General features: G+C 53.8%; 17 protein-coding genes. 8 read left to right on the plus strand and 9 right to left on the minus strand.

Features of this window, described 5'->3' with window-relative positions; translation table 11 throughout:
- The first annotated feature begins 14 nt into the window (after positions 1-14).
- Both rapA and rluA read left to right on the plus strand, forming a co-directional pair.
- The gene (rapA, locus tag OGV75_RS05630) at positions 15-2,921 is read left to right on the plus strand and encodes an RNA polymerase-associated protein RapA (RefSeq protein ID WP_047498352.1); all 2,907 of its coding nucleotides are present in this window, start codon (positions 15-17) and stop codon (positions 2,919-2,921) included.
- 11 nt (positions 2,922-2,932) lie between these two features.
- Positions 2,933-3,592: a bifunctional tRNA pseudouridine(32) synthase/23S rRNA pseudouridine(746) synthase RluA gene (gene rluA / locus OGV75_RS05635; protein WP_016151668.1), complete on the plus strand. Its 660-nt coding sequence runs from the start codon at positions 2,933-2,935 to the stop codon at positions 3,590-3,592.
- 95 nt (positions 3,593-3,687) lie between these two features.
- On the opposite strand, the gene djlA is transcribed toward rluA, so the two are convergent.
- Positions 3,688-4,503, minus strand: a complete 816-nt coding sequence (djlA, locus tag OGV75_RS05640) for a co-chaperone DjlA (protein WP_046276044.1) — start codon at positions 4,501-4,503, stop codon at positions 3,688-3,690.
- Positions 4,504-4,846: 343 nt separating this feature from the next.
- Here djlA and lptD point away from each other — a divergent pair, with 343 nt between their 5' ends.
- Genes lptD through apaH form a run of 6 tightly spaced genes read left to right on the plus strand, consistent with a single transcriptional unit; the run spans position 4,847 to position 11,640 of the window.
- Positions 4,847-7,255, plus strand: coding sequence for an LPS assembly protein LptD (gene lptD / locus OGV75_RS05645; protein WP_115191005.1), 2,409 nt, complete (start codon positions 4,847-4,849; stop codon positions 7,253-7,255).
- A gap of 53 nt (positions 7,256-7,308) precedes the next feature.
- The gene (surA, locus tag OGV75_RS05650; RefSeq protein ID WP_016155672.1) at positions 7,309-8,595 is read left to right on the plus strand and encodes a peptidylprolyl isomerase SurA; all 1,287 of its coding nucleotides are present in this window, start codon (positions 7,309-7,311) and stop codon (positions 8,593-8,595) included.
- Positions 8,595-9,587, plus strand: a complete 993-nt coding sequence (gene pdxA, locus OGV75_RS05655) for a 4-hydroxythreonine-4-phosphate dehydrogenase PdxA (RefSeq protein WP_053388876.1) — start codon at positions 8,595-8,597, stop codon at positions 9,585-9,587. Before surA ends, pdxA begins: the two co-directional genes overlap by 1 nt.
- Entirely contained in the window at positions 9,580-10,401 is an 822-nt protein-coding gene (rsmA, locus tag OGV75_RS05660) for a 16S rRNA (adenine(1518)-N(6)/adenine(1519)-N(6))-dimethyltransferase RsmA (RefSeq protein WP_003018865.1), read from the plus strand. The genes pdxA and rsmA overlap by 8 nt, the downstream gene beginning before the upstream one ends.
- Before the next feature lie 2 nt (positions 10,402-10,403).
- Positions 10,404-10,781, plus strand: coding sequence for a Co2+/Mg2+ efflux facilitator ApaG/CorD (gene apaG / locus OGV75_RS05665; protein ID WP_003018867.1), 378 nt, complete (start codon positions 10,404-10,406; stop codon positions 10,779-10,781).
- A 10-nt stretch (positions 10,782-10,791) separates the two neighbouring features.
- Positions 10,792-11,640 carry a bis(5'-nucleosyl)-tetraphosphatase (symmetrical) ApaH gene (gene apaH / locus OGV75_RS05670; protein WP_016151663.1) on the plus strand — a complete coding sequence of 283 codons (849 nt, stop codon included), beginning with the start codon at positions 10,792-10,794 and terminating at the stop codon, positions 11,638-11,640.
- A 94-nt stretch (positions 11,641-11,734) separates the two neighbouring features.
- Here the strand turns inward: apaH and folA are convergent, their stop codons facing one another.
- The 8 genes from folA to OGV75_RS05710 form a co-directional block, all read right to left on the minus strand.
- Positions 11,735-12,214 carry a type 3 dihydrofolate reductase gene (gene folA, locus OGV75_RS05675; protein ID WP_016151662.1) on the minus strand — a complete coding sequence of 160 codons (480 nt, stop codon included), beginning with the start codon at positions 12,212-12,214 and terminating at the stop codon, positions 11,735-11,737.
- Positions 12,215-12,412: 198 nt separating this feature from the next.
- A complete protein-coding gene (gene kefC / locus OGV75_RS05680) occupies positions 12,413-14,275 on the minus strand; it encodes a glutathione-regulated potassium-efflux system protein KefC (protein ID WP_094760780.1) in 1,863 nt (620 codons plus the stop codon).
- Positions 14,268-14,798 (minus strand): glutathione-regulated potassium-efflux system oxidoreductase KefF, encoded by a 531-nt coding sequence (kefF, locus tag OGV75_RS05685; RefSeq protein WP_016151660.1) that lies wholly within the window; start codon positions 14,796-14,798, stop codon positions 14,268-14,270. The genes kefC and kefF overlap by 8 nt, the downstream gene beginning before the upstream one ends.
- 103 nt (positions 14,799-14,901) lie before the next feature.
- Positions 14,902-15,135 carry a YgdI/YgdR family lipoprotein gene (locus OGV75_RS05690; RefSeq protein WP_003018880.1) on the minus strand — a complete coding sequence of 78 codons (234 nt, stop codon included), beginning with the start codon at positions 15,133-15,135 and terminating at the stop codon, positions 14,902-14,904.
- 90 nt (positions 15,136-15,225) lie between these two features.
- Positions 15,226-16,569, minus strand: a complete 1,344-nt coding sequence (locus OGV75_RS05695; protein ID WP_286480423.1) for an MFS transporter — start codon at positions 16,567-16,569, stop codon at positions 15,226-15,228.
- 109 nt (positions 16,570-16,678) lie between these two features.
- On the minus strand, positions 16,679-16,966 hold the full coding sequence (gene fixX, locus OGV75_RS05700; RefSeq protein ID WP_000203738.1) for a ferredoxin-like protein FixX: 288 nt from the start codon (positions 16,964-16,966) through the stop codon (positions 16,679-16,681).
- Positions 16,963-18,249, minus strand: coding sequence for an FAD-dependent oxidoreductase (locus OGV75_RS05705; RefSeq protein WP_047358345.1), 1,287 nt, complete (start codon positions 18,247-18,249; stop codon positions 16,963-16,965). The genes fixX and OGV75_RS05705 overlap by 4 nt, the downstream gene beginning before the upstream one ends.
- A 49-nt stretch (positions 18,250-18,298) precedes the next feature.
- The gene (locus OGV75_RS05710; RefSeq protein WP_075847944.1) at positions 18,299-19,240 is read right to left on the minus strand and encodes an electron transfer flavoprotein subunit alpha/FixB family protein; all 942 of its coding nucleotides are present in this window, start codon (positions 19,238-19,240) and stop codon (positions 18,299-18,301) included.
- Between the last annotated feature and the right edge of the window lie 7 nt (positions 19,241-19,247).

Here is a 19,247-nt window from a genome sequence, read left to right on the forward strand (position 1 = left end):
AGAGCCGAACATATATGCCTTTTACACTTGGTCAACGCTGGATCAGCGATACAGAAAGCGAATTGGGACTTGGTACTGTTGTCGCCATGGATGCGCGAACCGTCACTTTACTTTTCTCATCGACGGGTGAAAACCGTCTGTATGCGCGCAGTGATTCCCCCGTGACCCGCGTGATGTTCAACCCTGGCGACACGATAACGAGCCATGAAGGCTGGCAACTGCATGTCGATGAAGTAAAAGAAGAAAACGGCCTGCTTGCCTATATCGGAACCCGCCTTGATACCGAAGAAACCGGTGTAACGCTGCGTGAAGTGCTGCTCGACAGCAAACTGGTTTTCAGTAAACCCCAGGATCGCCTGTTTGCCGGCCAGATTGACCGTATGGACCGCTTTGCGCTGCGCTATCGCGCACGTAAATTTCAGAGCGAACAGTACCGAATGCCGTGGAGTGGTTTGCGTGGTCAACGTACCAGCCTGATCCCCCACCAGCTCAACATTGCCCATGATGTCGGCCGTCGTCATGCCCCTCGCGTGCTACTGGCAGACGAAGTGGGTTTAGGTAAAACCATTGAAGCAGGGATGATCCTGCATCAACAGCTGCTGTCAGGCGCCGCAGAGCGCGTGCTGATCATCGTCCCGGAGACGTTACAACACCAGTGGCTGGTCGAAATGCTGCGTCGTTTCAACCTGCGCTTTGCGCTGTTTGATGATGAGCGTTATGCAGAAGCGCAGCACGATGCCTACAACCCGTTTGAAACCGAACAGTTGGTTATCTGTTCGCTGGACTTTGCCCGTCGCAGTAAACAGCGTCTGGAGCACCTGTGTGATGCCGAATGGGATCTGCTGATTGTCGATGAAGCCCATCACCTGGTGTGGAGCGAAGACGCGCCCAGCCGTGAATATATGGCCGTTGAACAGCTGGCAGAGCGCGTACCAGGCATCCTGCTGCTGACCGCAACGCCGGAACAGCTGGGCCTGGAAAGCCACTTTGCGCGCCTGCGCCTACTGGATCCAAGCCGCTTCCACGATTTCGCCCAGTTTGTTGAAGAACAGAAAAATTACCGTCCGGTCGCCGACGCCGTCGCCATGTTACTGGCTGGCAACAAGCTGAGTAACAATGAGCTGAACATGTTAGGTGACATGATTGGCGAACAGGACATTGAGCCGTTACTGCAGGCGGCAAACAGCGACAGCGAAGACGCCCAGAGCGCGCGTCAGGAGCTGGTTTCGATGCTGATGGACCGCCACGGCACCAGCCGCGTGCTGTTCCGAAATACCCGTAACGGTGTGAAAGGCTTCCCTAAACGCGAGCTGCATACCATCAAATTGCCGTTGCCAACCCAATACCAGACGGCCATTAAAGTCTCCGGTATTATGGGCGCGCGTAAGAGCGCGGAAGACCGCGCGCGCGACATGCTCTACCCGGAGCAGATTTATCAGGAATTCGAAGGCGACACCGGCACCTGGTGGAACTTTGACCCGCGCGTGGAATGGCTGATGGGCTACCTGACCAGCCACCGCTCGCAAAAAGTTCTGGTCATCTGTGCGAAAGCCACCACTGCGCTTCAGCTGGAGCAGGTTCTGCGCGAGCGCGAAGGTATCCGCGCCGCCGTGTTCCATGAAGGGATGTCGATCATTGAACGTGACCGCGCTGCGGCCTGGTTTAGCGAAGAAGATAGCGGCGCCCAGGTGATGCTGTGCTCTGAAATCGGCTCCGAAGGGCGTAACTTCCAGTTCGCCAGCCATCTGGTGATGTTTGATCTGCCGTTCAATCCGGACCTGCTGGAACAGCGTATTGGCCGTCTGGACCGTATTGGTCAGGTGCATGATATCCAGATCCACGTTCCATACCTGGAAAAAACCGCGCAATCCGTGCTGGTGCGTTGGTACCACGAAGGTCTGGATGCGTTCGAACACACTTGCCCGACCGGACGTACCATCTATGACACGGTATATAACAATCTGATCGGCTACCTGGCTGAGCCAGAAAACACTGATGGCTTTGACGATCTGATCAAAACCTGTCGCGAACAGCATGACGCGCTGAAAGCACAGCTGGAGCAAGGTCGCGATCGCCTGCTGGAGATCCACTCTAACGGCGGCGAAAAAGCGCTGGCGCTGGCTGAGAGTATTGAAGAACAGGACGACGATACCAGCCTGATCGCCTTCGCCATGAACCTGTTTGATATCGTTGGTATTAATCAGGATGACCGTGGCGACAATTTGATCGTGCTGACACCGTCCGATCATATGCTGGTGCCGGATTTCCCTGGGCTGCCGGAAGATGGCTGTACCATTACGTTTGAGCGTGATGTTGCCCTGTCGCGTGAAGACGCGCAGTTTATTACCTGGGAGCATCCGCTGATCCGTAATGGTCTGGATCTGATCCTCTCCGGCGACACCGGAAGCAGCACCATTTCTTTGCTGAAAAACAAAGCATTACCGGTCGGTACTCTGCTGGTTGAACTGGTCTACGTCGTTGAAGCGCAAGCGCCAAAACAGCTGCAGTTAAACCGCTTCCTGCCGCCAACCCCGGTACGCATGCTGCTGGACAAAAACGGCAACAACCTTGCCGCGCAGGTTGAATTCGAAACCTTTAACCGTCAGCTCAGCGCCGTTAACCGCCACACCGGCAGTAAACTGGTCAACGCCGTACAGCAGGATGTGCATGCCATTCTGCAACTCGGTGAAGCGCAGGTAGAAAAATCGGCCCGCGCGCTGATCGACGCGGCGCGTAAAGAGGCGGACGAGAAGCTGACGGCTGAACTCTCCCGTCTGGAAGCGCTGCGTGCCGTTAACCCGAACATCCGTGATGACGAACTCAGCGCCATTGAAAGCAATCGTCAGCTGGTGATGGAAAGCCTGGATCAGGCGGGATGGCGTCTGGATGCCCTGCGCCTGATCGTCGTGACGCATCAGTAACGGAGCCTGACATGGGGATGGAAAACTATAATCCGCCGCAGGAACCCTGGCTGGTTATCCTGTATCAGGATGAGCACATTATGGTGGTCAACAAGCCGAGCGGCTTGTTGTCCGTGCCGGGTCGTCTGGATGAACACAAAGACAGCGTGATGACGCGTATTCAGCGCGATTATCCGCAGGCTGAATCCGTACATCGTCTGGATATGGCAACCAGCGGCGTGATTGTAGTGGCGCTAACTAAAGCGGCAGAGCGCGAGCTAAAGCGCCAGTTTCGCGAACGCGAGCCGAAGAAACAGTATGTCGCACGCGTCTGGGGACATCCCGCTCCGGCCGAGGGGCTAGTTGATTTACCGCTGATTTGCGACTGGCCGAATCGGCCAAAGCAGAAAGTGTGTTATGAGACCGGAAAATCGGCGCAGACCGAGTATGAAGTGGTGGAGTTTGCGGAAGATAACACCGCCCGGGTCGTGCTCAAACCCATTACCGGACGCTCCCACCAGTTGCGTGTGCATATGCTGGCATTAGGGCATCCGATTCTGGGCGACCGCTTCTACGCCCCGCCACAGGCCCTGGCGTTAGCGCCGCGCCTGCTGCTGCACGCAGAGATGTTAACTATCACGCATCCCGAATACGGCAACAGTATGACGTTTAAAGTTCCGGCAGATTTTTAAACGTACGACCCATTTAGGCCGGTGGGCTTCGCTTACCCGGCCTACATTTATTAACGTAGGCGGGATAAGGCGCTAGCTGCCATCCGGCATAACGATTATTTAAAACCTTTCTGTTCTTTAATTAGCTCGTAAGCTTTTTGAATTTCCTGCGCTTTTTGCTTCGCCATTTCCATCATTTCTGGCGGCAGGCCTTTCGCCACCAGTTTGTCCGGATGGTGCTCGCTCATCAGCTTACGGTATGCGCGCTTAATGGTGGTCGCATCATCGGTCGCTTTCACACCCAGCACATTGCAGGCGTCTTCCAGCGTCGGACCGCGTTGCGTCTGCTGCCAGCCACCGCCACCGGACTGTTGCTGATATCCGCCGCCAAACTGGGCGCCGCCCTGCATCATGCGCAGAAACTGATCAAACTGGGTACGTGAGATCCCCAACTCTTCAGCAATCACATACAGCACTTCACGCTCGTTCGGATGCAACGACCCATCGGCAAAAGCCGCCTGAATCTGAATCTCCAGAAACATGCGGATCAGATCGAAGCGGCCAAAACAGACGCTGCGAAACTGACGCATTTTTTCACGTAATGGGTAATTGTCCGATTTTCCCACCCGGAAGGCATGTTGCGCGGCGGTACGCGAGTCACCGTGCAAATTCATTCGATCCATCAATTGACTGGCGATATGGATATCGGCTTCCGTGACGCGACCTTTGGATTTGGTCAGATGCCCCATCACCTCAAAAGTGGTGGCAAAAAACAGCGCCTGGCGTTCACGCTGGTTGGCAAACCACGCCATTTTGCGCATGCGGGCTTTGTCGAACATGTGGCCAACTAACAGGCCCAGAACCACACCCCAGAAGCCGCCGCCCATCATTAAGGCCACGGCGACACCAATTATCTTTCCCCAATACTGCATAGACTCCCCAAATCTTTCTGCTCTCTGCCAGGATATGTCCCACAATATAAGGTGCTTTTACCGATTTACGGCTGCGGTCAATTGTGGGACATCGCCTATAATTTGCATTATCATACCTGTCATTCTATGCCGTGCCTAACACCACAAACGCTATACCCGTTGGATTTCGAGTTGCAACAAGGCGGTAACGCAGTGACCAATTCGTCTGGAACGAAGATGCAGCTTGAAAGGTGGCGGGATAAAATGGGCAGGATTAATACTAGCGAAGTGAAGATGAGATAAGTTAGGCTGTGACCGTTTGTCACGCGCGACGCTACTGATGATGGAACAATAAATACAACGTATGAAAAAACGTATTCCCACTCTTCTGGCCACCATGATTGCCAGCGCCCTCTATAGCCATCAGGGTCTGGCAGCCGATCTCGCCTCACAATGTATGCTGGGCGTGCCAAGCTATGACCGTCCTCTGGTACAGGGCGAGACCAATGAATTACCCGTCACCATCACTGCTGACAACGCGAAAGGGAATTACCCGGATGACGCGGTGTTTACCGGCAATGTGGACATCGCACAGGGTAACAGCCGCCTGCAGGCCGACGAAGTGCAGCTTCATCAGAAGCAGGCAGAAGGCCAGCCGGAGCCAGTTCGTACCGTCGATGCGCTTGGCAATGTCCATTATGATGACAATCAGGTTATTCTGAAGGGGCCGAAGGGCTGGTCTAATCTGAATACCAAAGATACCAACATCTGGGAAGGTGATTATCAGATGGTAGGCCGTCAGGGGCGCGGAAAAGCCGATCTGATGAAGCAGCGTGGGGAAAACCGCTATACCATTCTGGAAAACGGTAGCTTCACCTCTTGTCTGCCAGGTTCCAATACCTGGAGCGTCGTCGGTAGCGAAGTCATTCACGACCGTGAAGAACAGGTCGCAGAGATCTGGAACGCCCGTTTTAAACTGGGTCCGGTTCCGGTCTTTTACAGTCCTTATTTACAGTTACCCGTCGGCGATAAGCGTCGCTCTGGTTTCCTGATCCCGAACGCAAAATACTCTACCAATAACTATTTTGAGTTCTATCTCCCGTATTATTGGAACATTGCGCCCAATATGGACGCCACCATCACGCCGCATTATATGCACCGTCGTGGCGGTATCATGTGGGAGAACGAATTCCGCTACCTCACCCAAGCGGGCGCAGGTCTGATGGAGTTCGACTATCTGAATTCCGATAAAGTGTACGAGGATGAACATCCGAAGGATGACAATTCCCGCCGCTGGCTGTTCTACTGGCAACACTCTGGTGTGATGGATCAGGTGTGGCGTTTCAACGTTGACTACACCAAGGTCAGTGACACCAGCTACTTTAATGATTTTGATAATAAATACGGTTCCAGTACCGACGGCTACGCCACGCAAAAATTCAGCGTCGGCTACGCGGTACAAAACTTTGACGCGACGGTTTCGACCAAGCAGTTCCAGGTCTTCGACGCACAAAACAGTAACAGTTACTCTGCGCAGCCGCAGTTAGACGTCAACTACTACCAGAATGATGTGGGCCCGTTTGACACCCGGATTTATGGTCAGGCAGTCCATTTCGTTAATACCAACGACAACAGGCCGGAAGCAACTCGTTTACACCTTGAACCGACCATCAATCTGCCATTGTCGAATAATTGGGGAAGTATCAACACTGAGCTGAAGCTGATGGCAACGCACTATCAGCAAAACAACATCAGCGAGTATCAATCATTCGCAAGAAAAAATTATCGTAACAATCCTAATCCGGATAATTTAAATACCCTTAACGCGGCTAATTCCCTGGAAGATTCCGTCAACCGCGTCATGCCACAGTTTAAAGTTGACGGTAAACTGGTCTTTGAACGCGATATGGAAATGCTGGCCCCGGGATATACCCAGACGCTGGAGCCGCGCGCGCAGTACCTGTACGTACCGTATCGAGATCAAAGTAATATTTTTAACTATGACTCGTCCCTGCTGCAATCTGACTACAGCGGCCTGTTCCGTGATCGTACCTATGGCGGTCTGGACCGCATCGCATCTGCCAACCAGGTAACGACCGGGGTCACATCTCGCGTTTATGATGACGCGGCCGTTGAACGTTTTAATATTTCTGTGGGTCAAATCTACTATTTTACCGAGTCTCGCACTGGCGATGACAACATTAAATGGGAGAATGACGACAAAACGGGCTCACTGGTATGGGCTGGCGACACCTACTGGCGCATCTCCAACCGCTGGGGTTTACGCAGTGGAATCCAGTACGATACCCGTCTGGACAGCATCGCAACCAGCAACAGCAGCATCGAATATCGTCGCGACGAAAACCGTATGCTGCAGCTGAACTACCGTTATGCCAGCCCGGAGTATATTCAGGCTGCAGTGCCTTCCCGTGATGTGACTAAACCACAATATGAAAACGGGATTTCGCAGGTGGGCGCAGTGGCAAGCTTCCCAATCGCCGACCGCTGGTCGATTGTCGGGGCTTACTACTTTGATACCAACGTGAACAAAGAAGCGGATTCCATGCTGGGTCTGCAGTACAACTCCTGCTGTTACGCCATTCGCTTCGGCTACGAACGTAAGCTGAACGGCTGGGATAACACTCAGAAACATGCAGTTTATGACAACACGATCGGCTTTAATATCGAACTACGCGGCCTGAGTTCCAACTACGGTCTCGGCACCAACCAAATGTTGCGTTCGAACATTTTACCGTATCAAAGCTCTTTATGATCTGATTGATTTACAACGTAATCCGCTTTGCGGTTAATTGAAATGGAAAAAGTATGAAGAACTGGAAAACGCTGCTTCTCGGTATCGCCATGATCGCGAATACCAGTTTCGCTGCCCCACAGGTAGTCGATAAAGTCGCAGCCGTCGTCAATAACGGCGTCGTTCTGGAAAGCGACGTCGATGGCTTAATGCAGTCAGTAAAACTTAATGCGGGTCAGGCTGGTCAACAATTACCGGACGACGCCACGCTGCGTCATCAGATCCTGGAACGTTTGATCATGGATCAAATCCTCCTGCAGATGGGTCAGAAGATGGGTGTTAAAATCTCTGACGAGCAACTGGATCAGGCAATTGCCAACATCGCCAAGCAAAACAACATGACGCTGGATCAGATGCGCAGCCGTCTGGCACAGGATGGCTTAAGCTATTCGACCTATCGTAGCCAGATCCGCAAAGAGATGACCATCTCTGAAGTGCGTAACAACGAAGTTCGCCGTCGCGTTACTATCCTGCCTCAGGAAGTGGATGCTCTGGCGCAGCAGGTCGGCAACCAAAACGATGCCAGCACCGAGCTGAACCTGAGCCACATTCTGATCCCATTACCGGAAAACCCAACTTCTGACCAGGTTAACGCGGCTGAAAGTCAGGCGCGCTCTGTTGTTGATGAAGCACGTAACGGTAGCGATTTCGGCAAACTGGCTATCACCTATTCCGCTGATCAGCAGGCGCTGAAAGGCGGCCAGATGGGTTGGGGACGTATTCAGGAGCTGCCGGGTATCTTTGCCCAGGCGCTAAGCACCGCGAAAAAAGGCGATATCATTGGCCCAATTCGTTCTGGTGTCGGCTTCCACATCCTGAAAGTCAACGATATGCGTGGTCAAAGCCAGAGCATCTCCGTGACTGAAGTTCATGCCCGCCATATTCTGCTCAAGCCATCGCCGATCATGACCGATCAACAGGCGCGTCTGAAGCTGGAACAAATCGCAGCTGATATTAAGAGCGGTAAAACAACCTTCGCGGCAGCGGCTAAAGAGTTTTCTCAGGATCCGGGTTCTGCCAACCAGGGCGGCGATCTGGGCTGGGCTGCAGCGGATATTTTCGATCCCGCTTTCCGCGATGCGCTGACCAAACTTCACAAAGGCCAGATGAGTACCCCGGTGCACTCCTCTTTCGGGTGGCATCTGATCGAGCTGTTGGACACGCGTAACGTTGATAAAACTGATGCGGCGCAGAAAGACAGAGCTTATCGTATGCTGATGAACCGTAAATTCTCGGAAGAAGCGGCAACCTGGATGCAGGAACAGCGCGCCAGCGCCTACGTTAAAGTTCTGAGCAACTAATGACTCGTATTCAACGCGTTGTGATCACTCCCGGCGAACCCGCCGGGATTGGCCCGGACCTGGTGGTTCAGCTCGCCCAGCGTGAGTGGCCTGTAGAACTCGTTGTCTGTGCGGATGCCGCACTCCTCAGTGACCGGGCAGCAATGCTCGGTTTACCGCTTTCACTCCTCCCATACTCTCCAGATACCCCAGCCAGACCGCAATCAGCAGGTACGTTGACGCTGTTGCCGATTGCTCTGCGGGCGCCTGTTATCGCGGGTCAGTTGGCGGTAGAGAACGGACAATATGTGGTGGATACGCTGGCTCGCGCCTGCGATGGTTGTCTGCAAGGTGAGTTTGCGGCGCTGATTACCGGTCCGGTACACAAGGGAGTAATCAATGACGCAGGCATCCCGTTTACCGGACATACCGAGTTTTTTGAAGAGCGCTCACAGGCGAAGAAAGTCGTCATGATGCTGGCGACTGAAGCGCTGCGCGTTGCCCTGGCAACCACTCATTTGCCGCTCAGAGCCGTTGCCGACGCCATTACGCCTGCTCTGCTTAAAGAAGTGATCGGTATTTTGCATCATGATTTGCGCACCAAGTTTGGCATTGCCGATCCGCATATTCTGGTGTGCGGTCTTAACCCGCATGCCGGTGAAGGTGGTCATATGGGAACGGAAGAGATAGACACCCTCATTCCGGTCCTTGATGAACTGCGTGCGCAGGGGATGAAATTAAACGGCCCGCTGCCCGCAGATACGCTGTTTCAGCCCAAATATCTCGACCACGCGGATGCCGTGCTGGCAATGTACCACGATCAGGGTCTCCCCGTGCTAAAATACCAGGGATTTGGTCGCGGTGTGAATATCACGCTGGGCCTGCCCTTTATTCGCACATCCGTCGATCACGGCACCGCGCTTGAACTTGCGGGTCGTGGGCAAGCAGATGTCGGCAGTTTTATTACGGCGCTTAATCTCGCCATCAAAATGATTGTTAATACCAATGAATAATCGAGTCCATCAGGGCCACTTAGCCCGTAAACGTTTCGGGCAAAACTTCCTCAACGATCAGTTTGTGATCGAAAGTATTGTCTCTGCTATCAACCCGCAGAAAGGTCAGGCTATGGTCGAAATCGGCCCGGGCCTGGCAGCGTTGACCGAACCTGTAGGCGAACGCCTGGACAAGCTCACGGTCATAGAGCTGGACCGCGATCTCGCCGCCCGCCTGCAAACACACCCGTTTTTAGGGCCGAAGCTGACTATTTATCAGCAAGATGCCATGACCATGAACTTCGGCGAACTCGCACAAACGATGGGTCAGCCGCTGCGCGTATTCGGCAACCTGCCGTATAACATTTCCACGCCGCTCATGTTCCATCTTTTTTCCTATACTGATGCCATCGCCGACATGCATTTCATGTTGCAAAAAGAGGTGGTCAACCGTCTGGTTGCAGGGCCAAACAGTAAAGCGTATGGTCGATTAAGCGTCATGGCGCAGTATTACTGCAATGTGATCCCGGTACTTGAAGTGCCGCCATCCGCATTTACGCCTGCGCCTAAAGTCGATTCCGCCGTGGTGCGTCTGGTCCCTCACGCGACAATGCCGTACCCCGTTAAAGATGTTCGTGTGCTGAGCCGTATTACCACTGAAGCGTTTAATCAGCGTCGCAAAACGGTACGTAATAGTCTTGGTAACCTGTTTAGCGTTGAAGTACTAACAGAGCTGGGCGTTGATCCGGCGATGCGAGCGGAAAATATCTCTGTCGCGCAATACTGCCGGATGGCTAACTATCTGTCAGAAAACGCGCCATCGAAGGAGAGTTAAACATGATCAATTCGCCCCGAGTGTGCATTCAGGTACAAAGCGTCTACATTGAGGCGCAATCCTCACCTGATGATGAACGTTACGTTTTTGCTTATACCGTGACTATCCGCAATTTGGGGCGAGCGCCTGTGCAGCTGTTGGGGCGTTATTGGTTGATCACCAATGGTCATGGCCGTGAAACCGAAGTTCAGGGCGAAGGCGTGGTTGGCGTTCAGCCCCACATCGAACCTGGCGAAGAGTACCAGTACACCAGCGGTGCGGTGATTGAAACACCGCTGGGCACCATGCAGGGTCATTACGAAATGATCGATGAACAAGGGATCGCCTTTACCATCGACATTCCCGTGTTCCGACTCGCCGTTCCTACACTCATTCATTAAAACAATAGCTATGGCAACATACCTCATTGGCGACGTTCACGGTTGTTACGATGAACTGGTAGCCTTGCTGCACCAGGTTGACTTTAATCCAGAACAAGACACCTTATGGCTCACCGGCGATCTGGTCGCGCGTGGGCCAGGGTCGTTAGACGTTTTGCGCTACGTTAAATCGCTGGGCGACAGCGTACGGTTAGTCCTCGGTAATCACGATTTACACCTGTTGGCCGTGTTTGCTGGCATCAGCCGTAATAAACCGAAAGACCGGCTCACGCCGCTGCTTGAGGCACCGGATGCTGACACGCTGCTTAACTGGCTACGTCGTCAGCCGCTGTTGCAGGTTGATGAAGAGAAGAAACTGGTCATGGCGCATGCAGGGATTACCCCACAGTGGGATCTGCAGACGGCGAAGGACTGTGCTCGCGATGTTGAAGCCGTGCTGTCGAGCGACTCTTATCCATTCTTTCTTGATGCCATGTACGGCGACATGCCAAATAACTGGACCCCGGAACTGACGGGGCTGGCGCGCCTGCGTTTTATTACCAACGCGTTTACCCGCATGCGTTACTGCTTCCCCAACGGTCAGTTGGACATGTACAGCAAAGAGTCGCCAGAAGATGCGCCTGCCCCGCTGAAGCCGTGGTTTGCCATTCCTGGACCTGTCAGTGAAGCCTATAGCATTGCATTCGGGCACTGGGCATCGCTGGAGGGCAAAGGCACGCCAGAAGGTATTTACGCGTTAGATACGGGGTGTTGCTGGGGCGGGGATCTCACCTGTCTGCGCTGGGAAGACAAACAGTACTTTGTACAGCCATCAAATCGCCATCTGAATCTGGATCCCGGCGAGGCCGTCAACGCCTGATAGTCGTCTGCCGGATGGCGGTGCTTACACCTTATCCGGCAAACGAATGTGCAATCTGTAGGCCTGATTAGCGCAACGCCATCAGGCATCCACATTAACGACGTTCCAAAATCTCGAAGCAGTAGCTGTGGGAGTTTTGCGCGTCAGCATCGTGGAATTCACTGAACACCGATTCCCAGTCATCCGGTTCGTAGTCCGGGAAATGCGTATCCCCTTCAACTTCCGCATCAATGTGTGTCAGATACAGTTTCTGCGCTTTCGGCAGGAACTGCTCATACACACGCCCACCGCCAATAACCATAATTTCAGGTTCATCGCCACAGGCCGCGATCGCTTCCTCAACAGACTTCACCCACTGCACGCGATCGTCGGTGCCAGGCTTGCTGCTGATGACGATATTTTTACGCCCTGGCAACGGTCGCCCGATGGATTCCCACGTGTGGCGTCCCATGACAACCGGCTTGTTTAAGGTATTACGTTTAAACCAGGCGAGATCGGCAGGTAGGTTCCATGGCATGGCATTTTCCATACCGATGACGCGATCTACCGCTAACGCCGCAATCAGACTGATCATTGAATGTTTCCCGGATACAAAAAAATTGTCGCCACTATACGGAAAGCGCAATCTTTCGTCGACTGGCGGAAAGAGGATGAGCATGAAAATTTTCCGTTCTGCTGGCGAACCGACCTATTTAAGGTGGTACGCCAGCATTACAGTAGTTCAAAAACAGCCAATTAGCAGTAAAGTTTGCAGAACATCACATTTTTTACCCTATACTGACGGTTTCACTTCCGGCTCATCGGCGACGTCGCCCGTATGCTTACCTTCATCCGTGCCTTGCCAGCCATGGCGTTGAATTAATGATAAGTGCTGACGATCTTCCGCAATAATTTCACTCAGCATTTCGCTGGTGCGTTTATATACCGCCGCGCGGGACGTTGCGTCATTTTCCCCTTTCACCATCTCCTCAACCATCAGCGTGTTGAAGCGGCGGAATACATCGGCCCGCTCACGCGCTTCATAGCGTCCAAGTCCAAGACCTTCCAGTGCCAAACGTCCGGTCTTCAGCGCGCCCTCAAAGGTTTCACGTTCCGGCATCTCCACTCCAGCCTGGCGCAGGCGGATGTAATGATCCACGTCGCGCGCACGGGCAATAATTTGCAGATGCGGGAAATACTGTTTCACCATTTCGGTCAGTTGCAGGCTGGTTTGCGGATCGTCAATGGCGTTAATAATAACTTCAGCTTTAGCCGCCCCGGCAGACTCCAGCAGATCCATCCGCGTCGCATCGCCATAGAAAACCTTCATGCCGAATTTACGCAGCGTTTCGATATGGTCCGGGTCATGATCAAGAACCACCATTTTGACCCCGCTCGACAACAACAGACGACCGGTTATCTGACCAAATCGCCCAAACCCGGCGATGATCACCCGAGGTTGTTCCTCGTCGATTTCATCTGCTTCCCGCTCTTCACCGGTCGCCGATTTTTCCAGACGCGTCAGAATTACCAGTAAAATCGGCGTCGCCGCCATCGACAGCGCCACCGCCAGCGTCAGAGATTTCGCCCAATCAGGATCAAGCACGTTTGCCATTTGCGCCGCGCCAAACACCACGAAGGCAAACTCACTGCCCTGCCCTAATAACACGGCAAACCATCTGCGCTGCTTGTTCGGCACCTGTAAGGGTTTCGCTATCAGCCACAGCATGACGGTTTTGATAACCAGGAAACCGACCAACAGAATGATAATGCGCAAGGGATTATCAATCAGCGTACCAAAGTCGATAGACATCCCGACGCCAATGAAAAACAGTCCCAGCAGCAGCCCTTTAAATGGCTCGATATCGCTTTCCAGCGCGTGACGATACTCAGAGCTTGCCAGCAGCACGCCAGCCAGGAACGCCCCCATCGCCATCGACAGTCCAACCTCTTCCAACAGCAGACCGAAGCCAAAAACGAGGAACAGCGCAACGGCACTGAATACTTCCCGCAGGCCAGAACGAGCGACAAAACGCAAGGCCGGACGCGTCACATAACGCCCCAGCAACACCACCAGCACCAGGGCGCTCGCCACCTTAAGGGCGGAGAGCGCAAACGCCCCAAGCGTTGTCGATGCGCCGCTCGCCGCAAGTAATGGGATCATCGCCACCAGAGGAATAGCGGCGATATCCTGGAACAACAGCACGGCAAACGCGCTGCGTCCCATTTGCGAAACCATCAGGTTTCGCTCATTCATCGCCTGCATAGCAATAGCCGTGGAGGAAAGCGCCAGCGTCATGCCGATCAGTTCCGCTACCTGCCAGCGCAGGCCGAGGAACATACAGAACAAACCAATCAGACCGCCGCAAACCACCATCTGCAGCGCACCACCACCGAACACCGAGGCCCGCAGTTTCCACAAACGTTGCGGATCCAGCTCCAGACCGATGACAAACAGCATCAACACCACGCCAATCTCGGCAAAATGCAGGATTGATTCAGCGTCGGTCACCATCCTCAGACCCCATGGTCCAATAATGCACCCTGCGATGAGATACCCCAGCACTGACCCTAGCCCCAGTCGCACGGCAATGGGGACAATCAGCGCCGCCGATCCGAGATAAATCAGCGCCTGTATTAGCGTATGGTTATCCATGATGAACCTCCTGCCACTCCAACAGACGCTGTTTGTAATGACGCGCCTGCGCCTGCAGAGTTTCATCATCACAGATAAACGTACAGTGCATCGCAAACGGCGGCAGCCATTTGAGGCCACAGTAGAGCGCCGTTGCCTGTAAGGGCTGGGAAAGCACATCAAATCCGGGATGGGAGCCAATATCAAAGTGGTTTTCGCCGCCGCCGGTCGTCACTGCCCACAGCAGATGTTTACCGTGGAGCGCAGTCCCGCCGTGGCCATATGCCCAACCGTGCGAAAGGACCTTATCCATCCACAGCTTGAGTAAGGGAGGAGTGCTATACCATTGCATAGGATGCTGCCAGATAATCAAATCAGCGCGCGCCAGCGCATCCTGTTCAGCGGCAATATCGATATTGAAGTCGGGGTAGAGCTGGTAGAGCGAGCGGATCTCCACGCCCTCCAGCATCCTTGCCTGTTCAAGCATCCGCTTATTCGCATGCGAGTGCTGCGGATAGGGATGCGCATAAATGATGAGGATCATGATTAGCCTGTTTCACTGCATTATTGTAATAACAGTGAGTTTAGTCAGTTAATCCGCAGGCTAACAGTCAATATTATTGAGTGGTTGAATGGAGAAAACTGAACTAGTTATCCAGTTCGCTCATATCTTTAACCTGATCGCGGTTAATTTGTTCCGTCTTACCCGTTTGCGCATTTTTGTACGACACCAGGCCTGTATCATCATCGACTTGCGGTTTGCCGTCGGTCACGATTGTTTTGCCATCGGTCGTTTTAACCGCCTGGTTCGAGGAGCAACCGGCAACGGTGAACAGTGCTGCTGCGGTAAAAATAGAGGTGATCAGAATATGTTTTTGCATGGTGTTCTCCCTGCTTTTCAGTCGTTTTCAGTGATATACCCGTTAACTGTAGGCTAACTGACTGAGTTGCAGGGAAAATACAGAACACTCCTAAAAACCCGTCCTGGTCACGGGTTTACTGCGGATCGTCATTTGGCTGGTTTGCGCCAGCGTCAGACCTCGCGTTTCCGGGGCGAAAGCGATGGACACGAGCAGGCCGATCAGCGAAATTCCCGCCCCCATCAACATGACATTACTGATCCCGTATTTGGTGATGAACACCGGCAGCGCCCAAGTTGAAACAATGGTGCCGATACGGCTTAAGGACATAATCACCCCGACGGCAGACGCACGAATATCGGTGGGAAACAGTTCGTTAGGGTATAGCCATTGCAGGTTTCCAGGTCCCCCAGAGAAAAACGCGTATACGGCAAACGCCAGCACCACCAGCCACGCGCCCATATCAGGGATTAACCCTAGCACGGCCAGCGCCAGCGTCATCATAATGAAGCTGCCAATTAACAGCGGTCGTCGGCCCGCGCTATTGAGCCAGAACATGGGAGGAATGCATCCCAACATAAAGCACAAGCTGATTACCACATTTCCCAACGCGGCGCTTTTCCCGGCACCAAGCCCCAGCAGCCCCACAATCTGCGGACCAAAGGTATAAATGGCAAACATCGGGATCACCTGACAAGTCCAGATAGCGGCGACAAACAGCACAAACGGGAAATGACGGCGATTAAATAGCTGAAGAAAGCGCGTCTCCTGCGGCGCTTCTTCGTCGAACACCACCGGTTCACCGAACAGTTTGATCATCATCTCCTCACACTCTTTCACCCGACCTTTACGCAGCAGCCAGCGCGGCGATTCAGGAAGATCGAAACGCCCAATCAGGATCAAAATGCAGGGGATCACCGCGCTGCCCAACATCCAGCGCCATCCGCCCTCAACATCATACAACCAGTAGCCGACCAGATCGGCACAGGTGGCGCCGACATACCACATAGCAGCGATAAAACCGATGGAGAAAGCGCGCTGGCGGGTATTGGAAAACTCGGTGATCATCGAGGTGGCGATCGGGTAGTCAGCACCAATCACAATGCCGATCAGCACGCGCATTACCAACAACTCAACGGGCGAGGAGACAAACATGGTTGCCGCCGATATCACGCCAATGGCGATAATATCGATAATGAACATTTTGCGCCGCCCGACCTTGTCGGAGATGTAGCCAAACAGCGACGTCCCCACAAACAGCCCCGCGAGCGTACCGGCGCCCAGCAGACCAATCCACTGCGCATCCAGTTTCAATGCTGGCGTGAGCTGTTCCAATGCCACGCCAATCATCACCAGCACATAACCATCCAGAAACGGCCCACCGCTTCCCCACAGCATTATCCGGCGGTGAATAGAGGTGAATTTGATGTCATCAAAGTTCCTGGGCTGCTGCATGGTTATGTCCTGTTTTATTTTAACTTAATGCCTGATGACGTTACGCTTATCAGGCCTACGCATTGTTCCTGTAGGCCGGATAAGGCGAAGCCGCCATCCGGCACCAGGTTTAGCCGTAGCGGAACTCCACGCCAAACGTCCCACGCGGGTATTCCCATTTTTCCAGCGCTGTATCCAGTCCGAGAATGCGGCACGTTCCGCATTCCAGGCATCCGGCATAATCAAAACGTACGCTACCGTCATCCTGCTTTTTATACAGGCCAGCCGGACAGGCCTTAATCAGCACCTCCAGCACCTGTTTATCAGGATCGGTTTTGAGAATGATATGCGGACTGTCTTCATCCACATTGAACTTATTGACGCCCAGTTTGACGTCCACGTTGACGGGAGATGTCATAATACGGTCACTCCTTTCAGGCCATCTTTCATCAGGTTGATGAAGCCCACTTTCTTCGCATGGCGCAGGATTTTTTTACGCATTGGCACCGGTGCCGAACCATCCACGGTGAACAGGTCGCGCGCAATACTGACCGCCATTTCCGGATAAGCGGTAAACATGCGTGGGTTATCAAGAAAAGCGGGTAGCTTTTGATACATGCGCATATCGCGCATCGGGCCTTCGTCCAGATGCTGACGGTATTCCCCCAGCGACTGCTTGCTAAAATCGTCGCGCTTCATTGCGGAAAGCACCGTTTTTGCCGCCGCTTCACCTGCGGATATGGCGAGATCCATACCGCGAATGGTAAAGCCGAGGTTCATACACATTCCAGCAGCGTCACCAGCAATCAATACGCCGTCCCCCACCAGTTCTGGCTGCATGTTGATACCGGCTTCCGGTACGACGTGCGCGGCATATTCCACCAGCTTGCCACCGGCGATCAGCGGGGCAACCGCCGGATGCTGTTTGAAATCTTCCAGCATTTGCGGAACCGATTTTTTCGCATCTTTCAGATGATGAAGGCCGCAGACCAGTCCCAGAGAAAGGGTCGTTTCATTCGTATAGAGAAAGCCACCGCCCATCAACCCATCGGTGGGCGATCCGGCAAACAGACAGGCAGCCCCTTCGTTCCCTTGTAACTGGAAACGATCTTCAATTACCGATTTCGGCAACTCGATCAGCTCTTTTACGCCGACGGCAACATGCGATGCCTCGACGCGCTTTGCCATACCTAGCTTTTCAGCCAACAGAGAATTCACTCCGTCGGCAAGGATCACCACTTTGGCTTCCAGAATATCGCCATCGGCTTCCACGCCCACGACTTTGCCCTCGCGCTGCACAACGTTATCCACGCGGATACCGGTGATGAGCTGAGCGCCCGCCTCTTCGGCCTGTTCCATCAGCCAGGCGTCAAATTTACTGCGTAAGACAGAGTAAGAAACCTGCGACGATTTGGCGTCTTCGCCGTTGCAATAGTCGATGGTCATCGCCCCTTTGTCGGTCATAAAGGCGAGTTTTTCGTGGGTGATGATGCGTTCAATGGGGGCCTGCTCAGCAAAACCGGGAATGATATTCTCCAGGCTATGCGCATACATGCGCCCACCGGTGACATTCTTCGCGCCAGCAGAATTGCCGCGCTCGATAACCAGCACCTGTGCGCCCTCCCGAGCCAGCACCAGCGCCGCAACCGAACCCGCCAGACCTGCACCCACGATGATGGCATCAAAGATATCTTCGGACATACGTACTCCTGTCAGCGGCAGGACACCTTCGCATCCTGCCCGAAATGGTTTAACGCGCTAAAGCAGCCGTCAGCGCAGGCAGGATCTTCAGTGCATCGCCAACGATGCCAAAATCCGCATACTGGAAAATCGGCGCATTTTTATCTTTGTTGATGGCGAAAATCGTCTGCGCGCCGTTGGCGCCGACCATATGTTGGATCTGCCCGGAGATCCCCACGGCCAGATACAGTTCCGGCTTGAGCATCAGGTTGGAGATGCCGACGTAGCGTTCGTGTTCCATCCACTTCTCGTTTTCCGCCACCGGACGGGAGCACGCCAGCTCGGCACCAATCGTCTGGCACAGCGCCTCCGCCAGCGAGATATTTTCTTTGCTGCCGATCCCGCGTCCCACGCTAACCACCAGACGGGCTTTGTCGAGGTCGACGCTGTTGCTCTGACGTGCCTGAGTTGCCGTACGAGTAACGGCTATAGCTGGAGCCTGCCATGACACGGTGTGCACCTCGCCGCTGCGGGCGGTATCCGGTTGCTGCGCGTCAAACGTTCCACTGCTGAGCGTTATCACGGCGAACGGTGAAGCGATTGTTTCTGCCCCCATCGCCAGGCCGCCATAGACCATATGTTTTACCGCCGCTTTTCCGTCCTGCACGGCGACTGCACTGGCGTCGTTGGAGACCGCTGCCGACAAGCGAAAACCCAGTTTTGCCGCTAACAGCTTGCCGCGACGCGTATTCGGCAGCAGCACCGCCCCGCCCTCGCTGTGCTGACGAATAGTTTCGGCCATCACATCAGCGTAGTCCTCAATCATACGGTCTTCTGGTTTACCGCTGAGTAACCAGACATCATCTGCGCCTAAATGGCATGCCGTCGCGCAGTCCGCTTCACTCAGCACAAACGTGTTAACTTTTTCACCTAAAGCCTGCGCACCATTCATCAGTTCCGGCAGACGAGAAGGGGTATCGCTGAATACCCAGATACTGGAAAATTTGTTCATAACATCC

Source organism: Citrobacter sp. Cb028, assembly GCF_030336705.1.
Classification (GTDB): domain Bacteria; phylum Pseudomonadota; class Gammaproteobacteria; order Enterobacterales; family Enterobacteriaceae; genus Citrobacter; species Citrobacter braakii.

Coding starts and splice junctions, on each gene's coding strand:
- surA (WP_016155672.1), top strand. CDS start 7,309: ATGAAGAACTGGAAAACGCTGCTTCTCGGTATCGCCATGATCGCGAAT.
- folA (WP_016151662.1), bottom strand. CDS start 12,214: ATGATCAGTCTGATTGCGGCGTTAGCGGTAGATCGCGTCATCGGTATG.
- lptD (WP_115191005.1), top strand. CDS start 4,847: ATGAAAAAACGTATTCCCACTCTTCTGGCCACCATGATTGCCAGCGCC.
- kefC (WP_094760780.1), bottom strand. CDS start 14,275: ATGGATAACCATACGCTAATACAGGCGCTGATTTATCTCGGATCGGCG.
- pdxA (WP_053388876.1), top strand. CDS start 8,595: ATGACTCGTATTCAACGCGTTGTGATCACTCCCGGCGAACCCGCCGGG.
- OGV75_RS05710 (WP_075847944.1), bottom strand. CDS start 19,240: ATGAACAAATTTTCCAGTATCTGGGTATTCAGCGATACCCCTTCTCGT.
- OGV75_RS05695 (WP_286480423.1), bottom strand. CDS start 16,569: ATGCAGCAGCCCAGGAACTTTGATGACATCAAATTCACCTCTATTCAC.
- OGV75_RS05690 (WP_003018880.1), bottom strand. CDS start 15,135: ATGCAAAAACATATTCTGATCACCTCTATTTTTACCGCAGCAGCACTG.
- kefF (WP_016151660.1), bottom strand. CDS start 14,798: ATGATCCTCATCATTTATGCGCATCCCTATCCGCAGCACTCGCATGCG.
- rapA (WP_047498352.1), top strand. CDS start 15: ATGCCTTTTACACTTGGTCAACGCTGGATCAGCGATACAGAAAGCGAA.
- rsmA (WP_003018865.1), top strand. CDS start 9,580: ATGAATAATCGAGTCCATCAGGGCCACTTAGCCCGTAAACGTTTCGGG.
- djlA (WP_046276044.1), bottom strand. CDS start 4,503: ATGCAGTATTGGGGAAAGATAATTGGTGTCGCCGTGGCCTTAATGATG.
- apaG (WP_003018867.1), top strand. CDS start 10,404: ATGATCAATTCGCCCCGAGTGTGCATTCAGGTACAAAGCGTCTACATT.
- fixX (WP_000203738.1), bottom strand. CDS start 16,966: ATGACATCTCCCGTCAACGTGGACGTCAAACTGGGCGTCAATAAGTTC.
- apaH (WP_016151663.1), top strand. CDS start 10,792: ATGGCAACATACCTCATTGGCGACGTTCACGGTTGTTACGATGAACTG.
- rluA (WP_016151668.1), top strand. CDS start 2,933: ATGGGGATGGAAAACTATAATCCGCCGCAGGAACCCTGGCTGGTTATC.
- OGV75_RS05705 (WP_047358345.1), bottom strand. CDS start 18,249: ATGTCCGAAGATATCTTTGATGCCATCATCGTGGGTGCAGGTCTGGCG.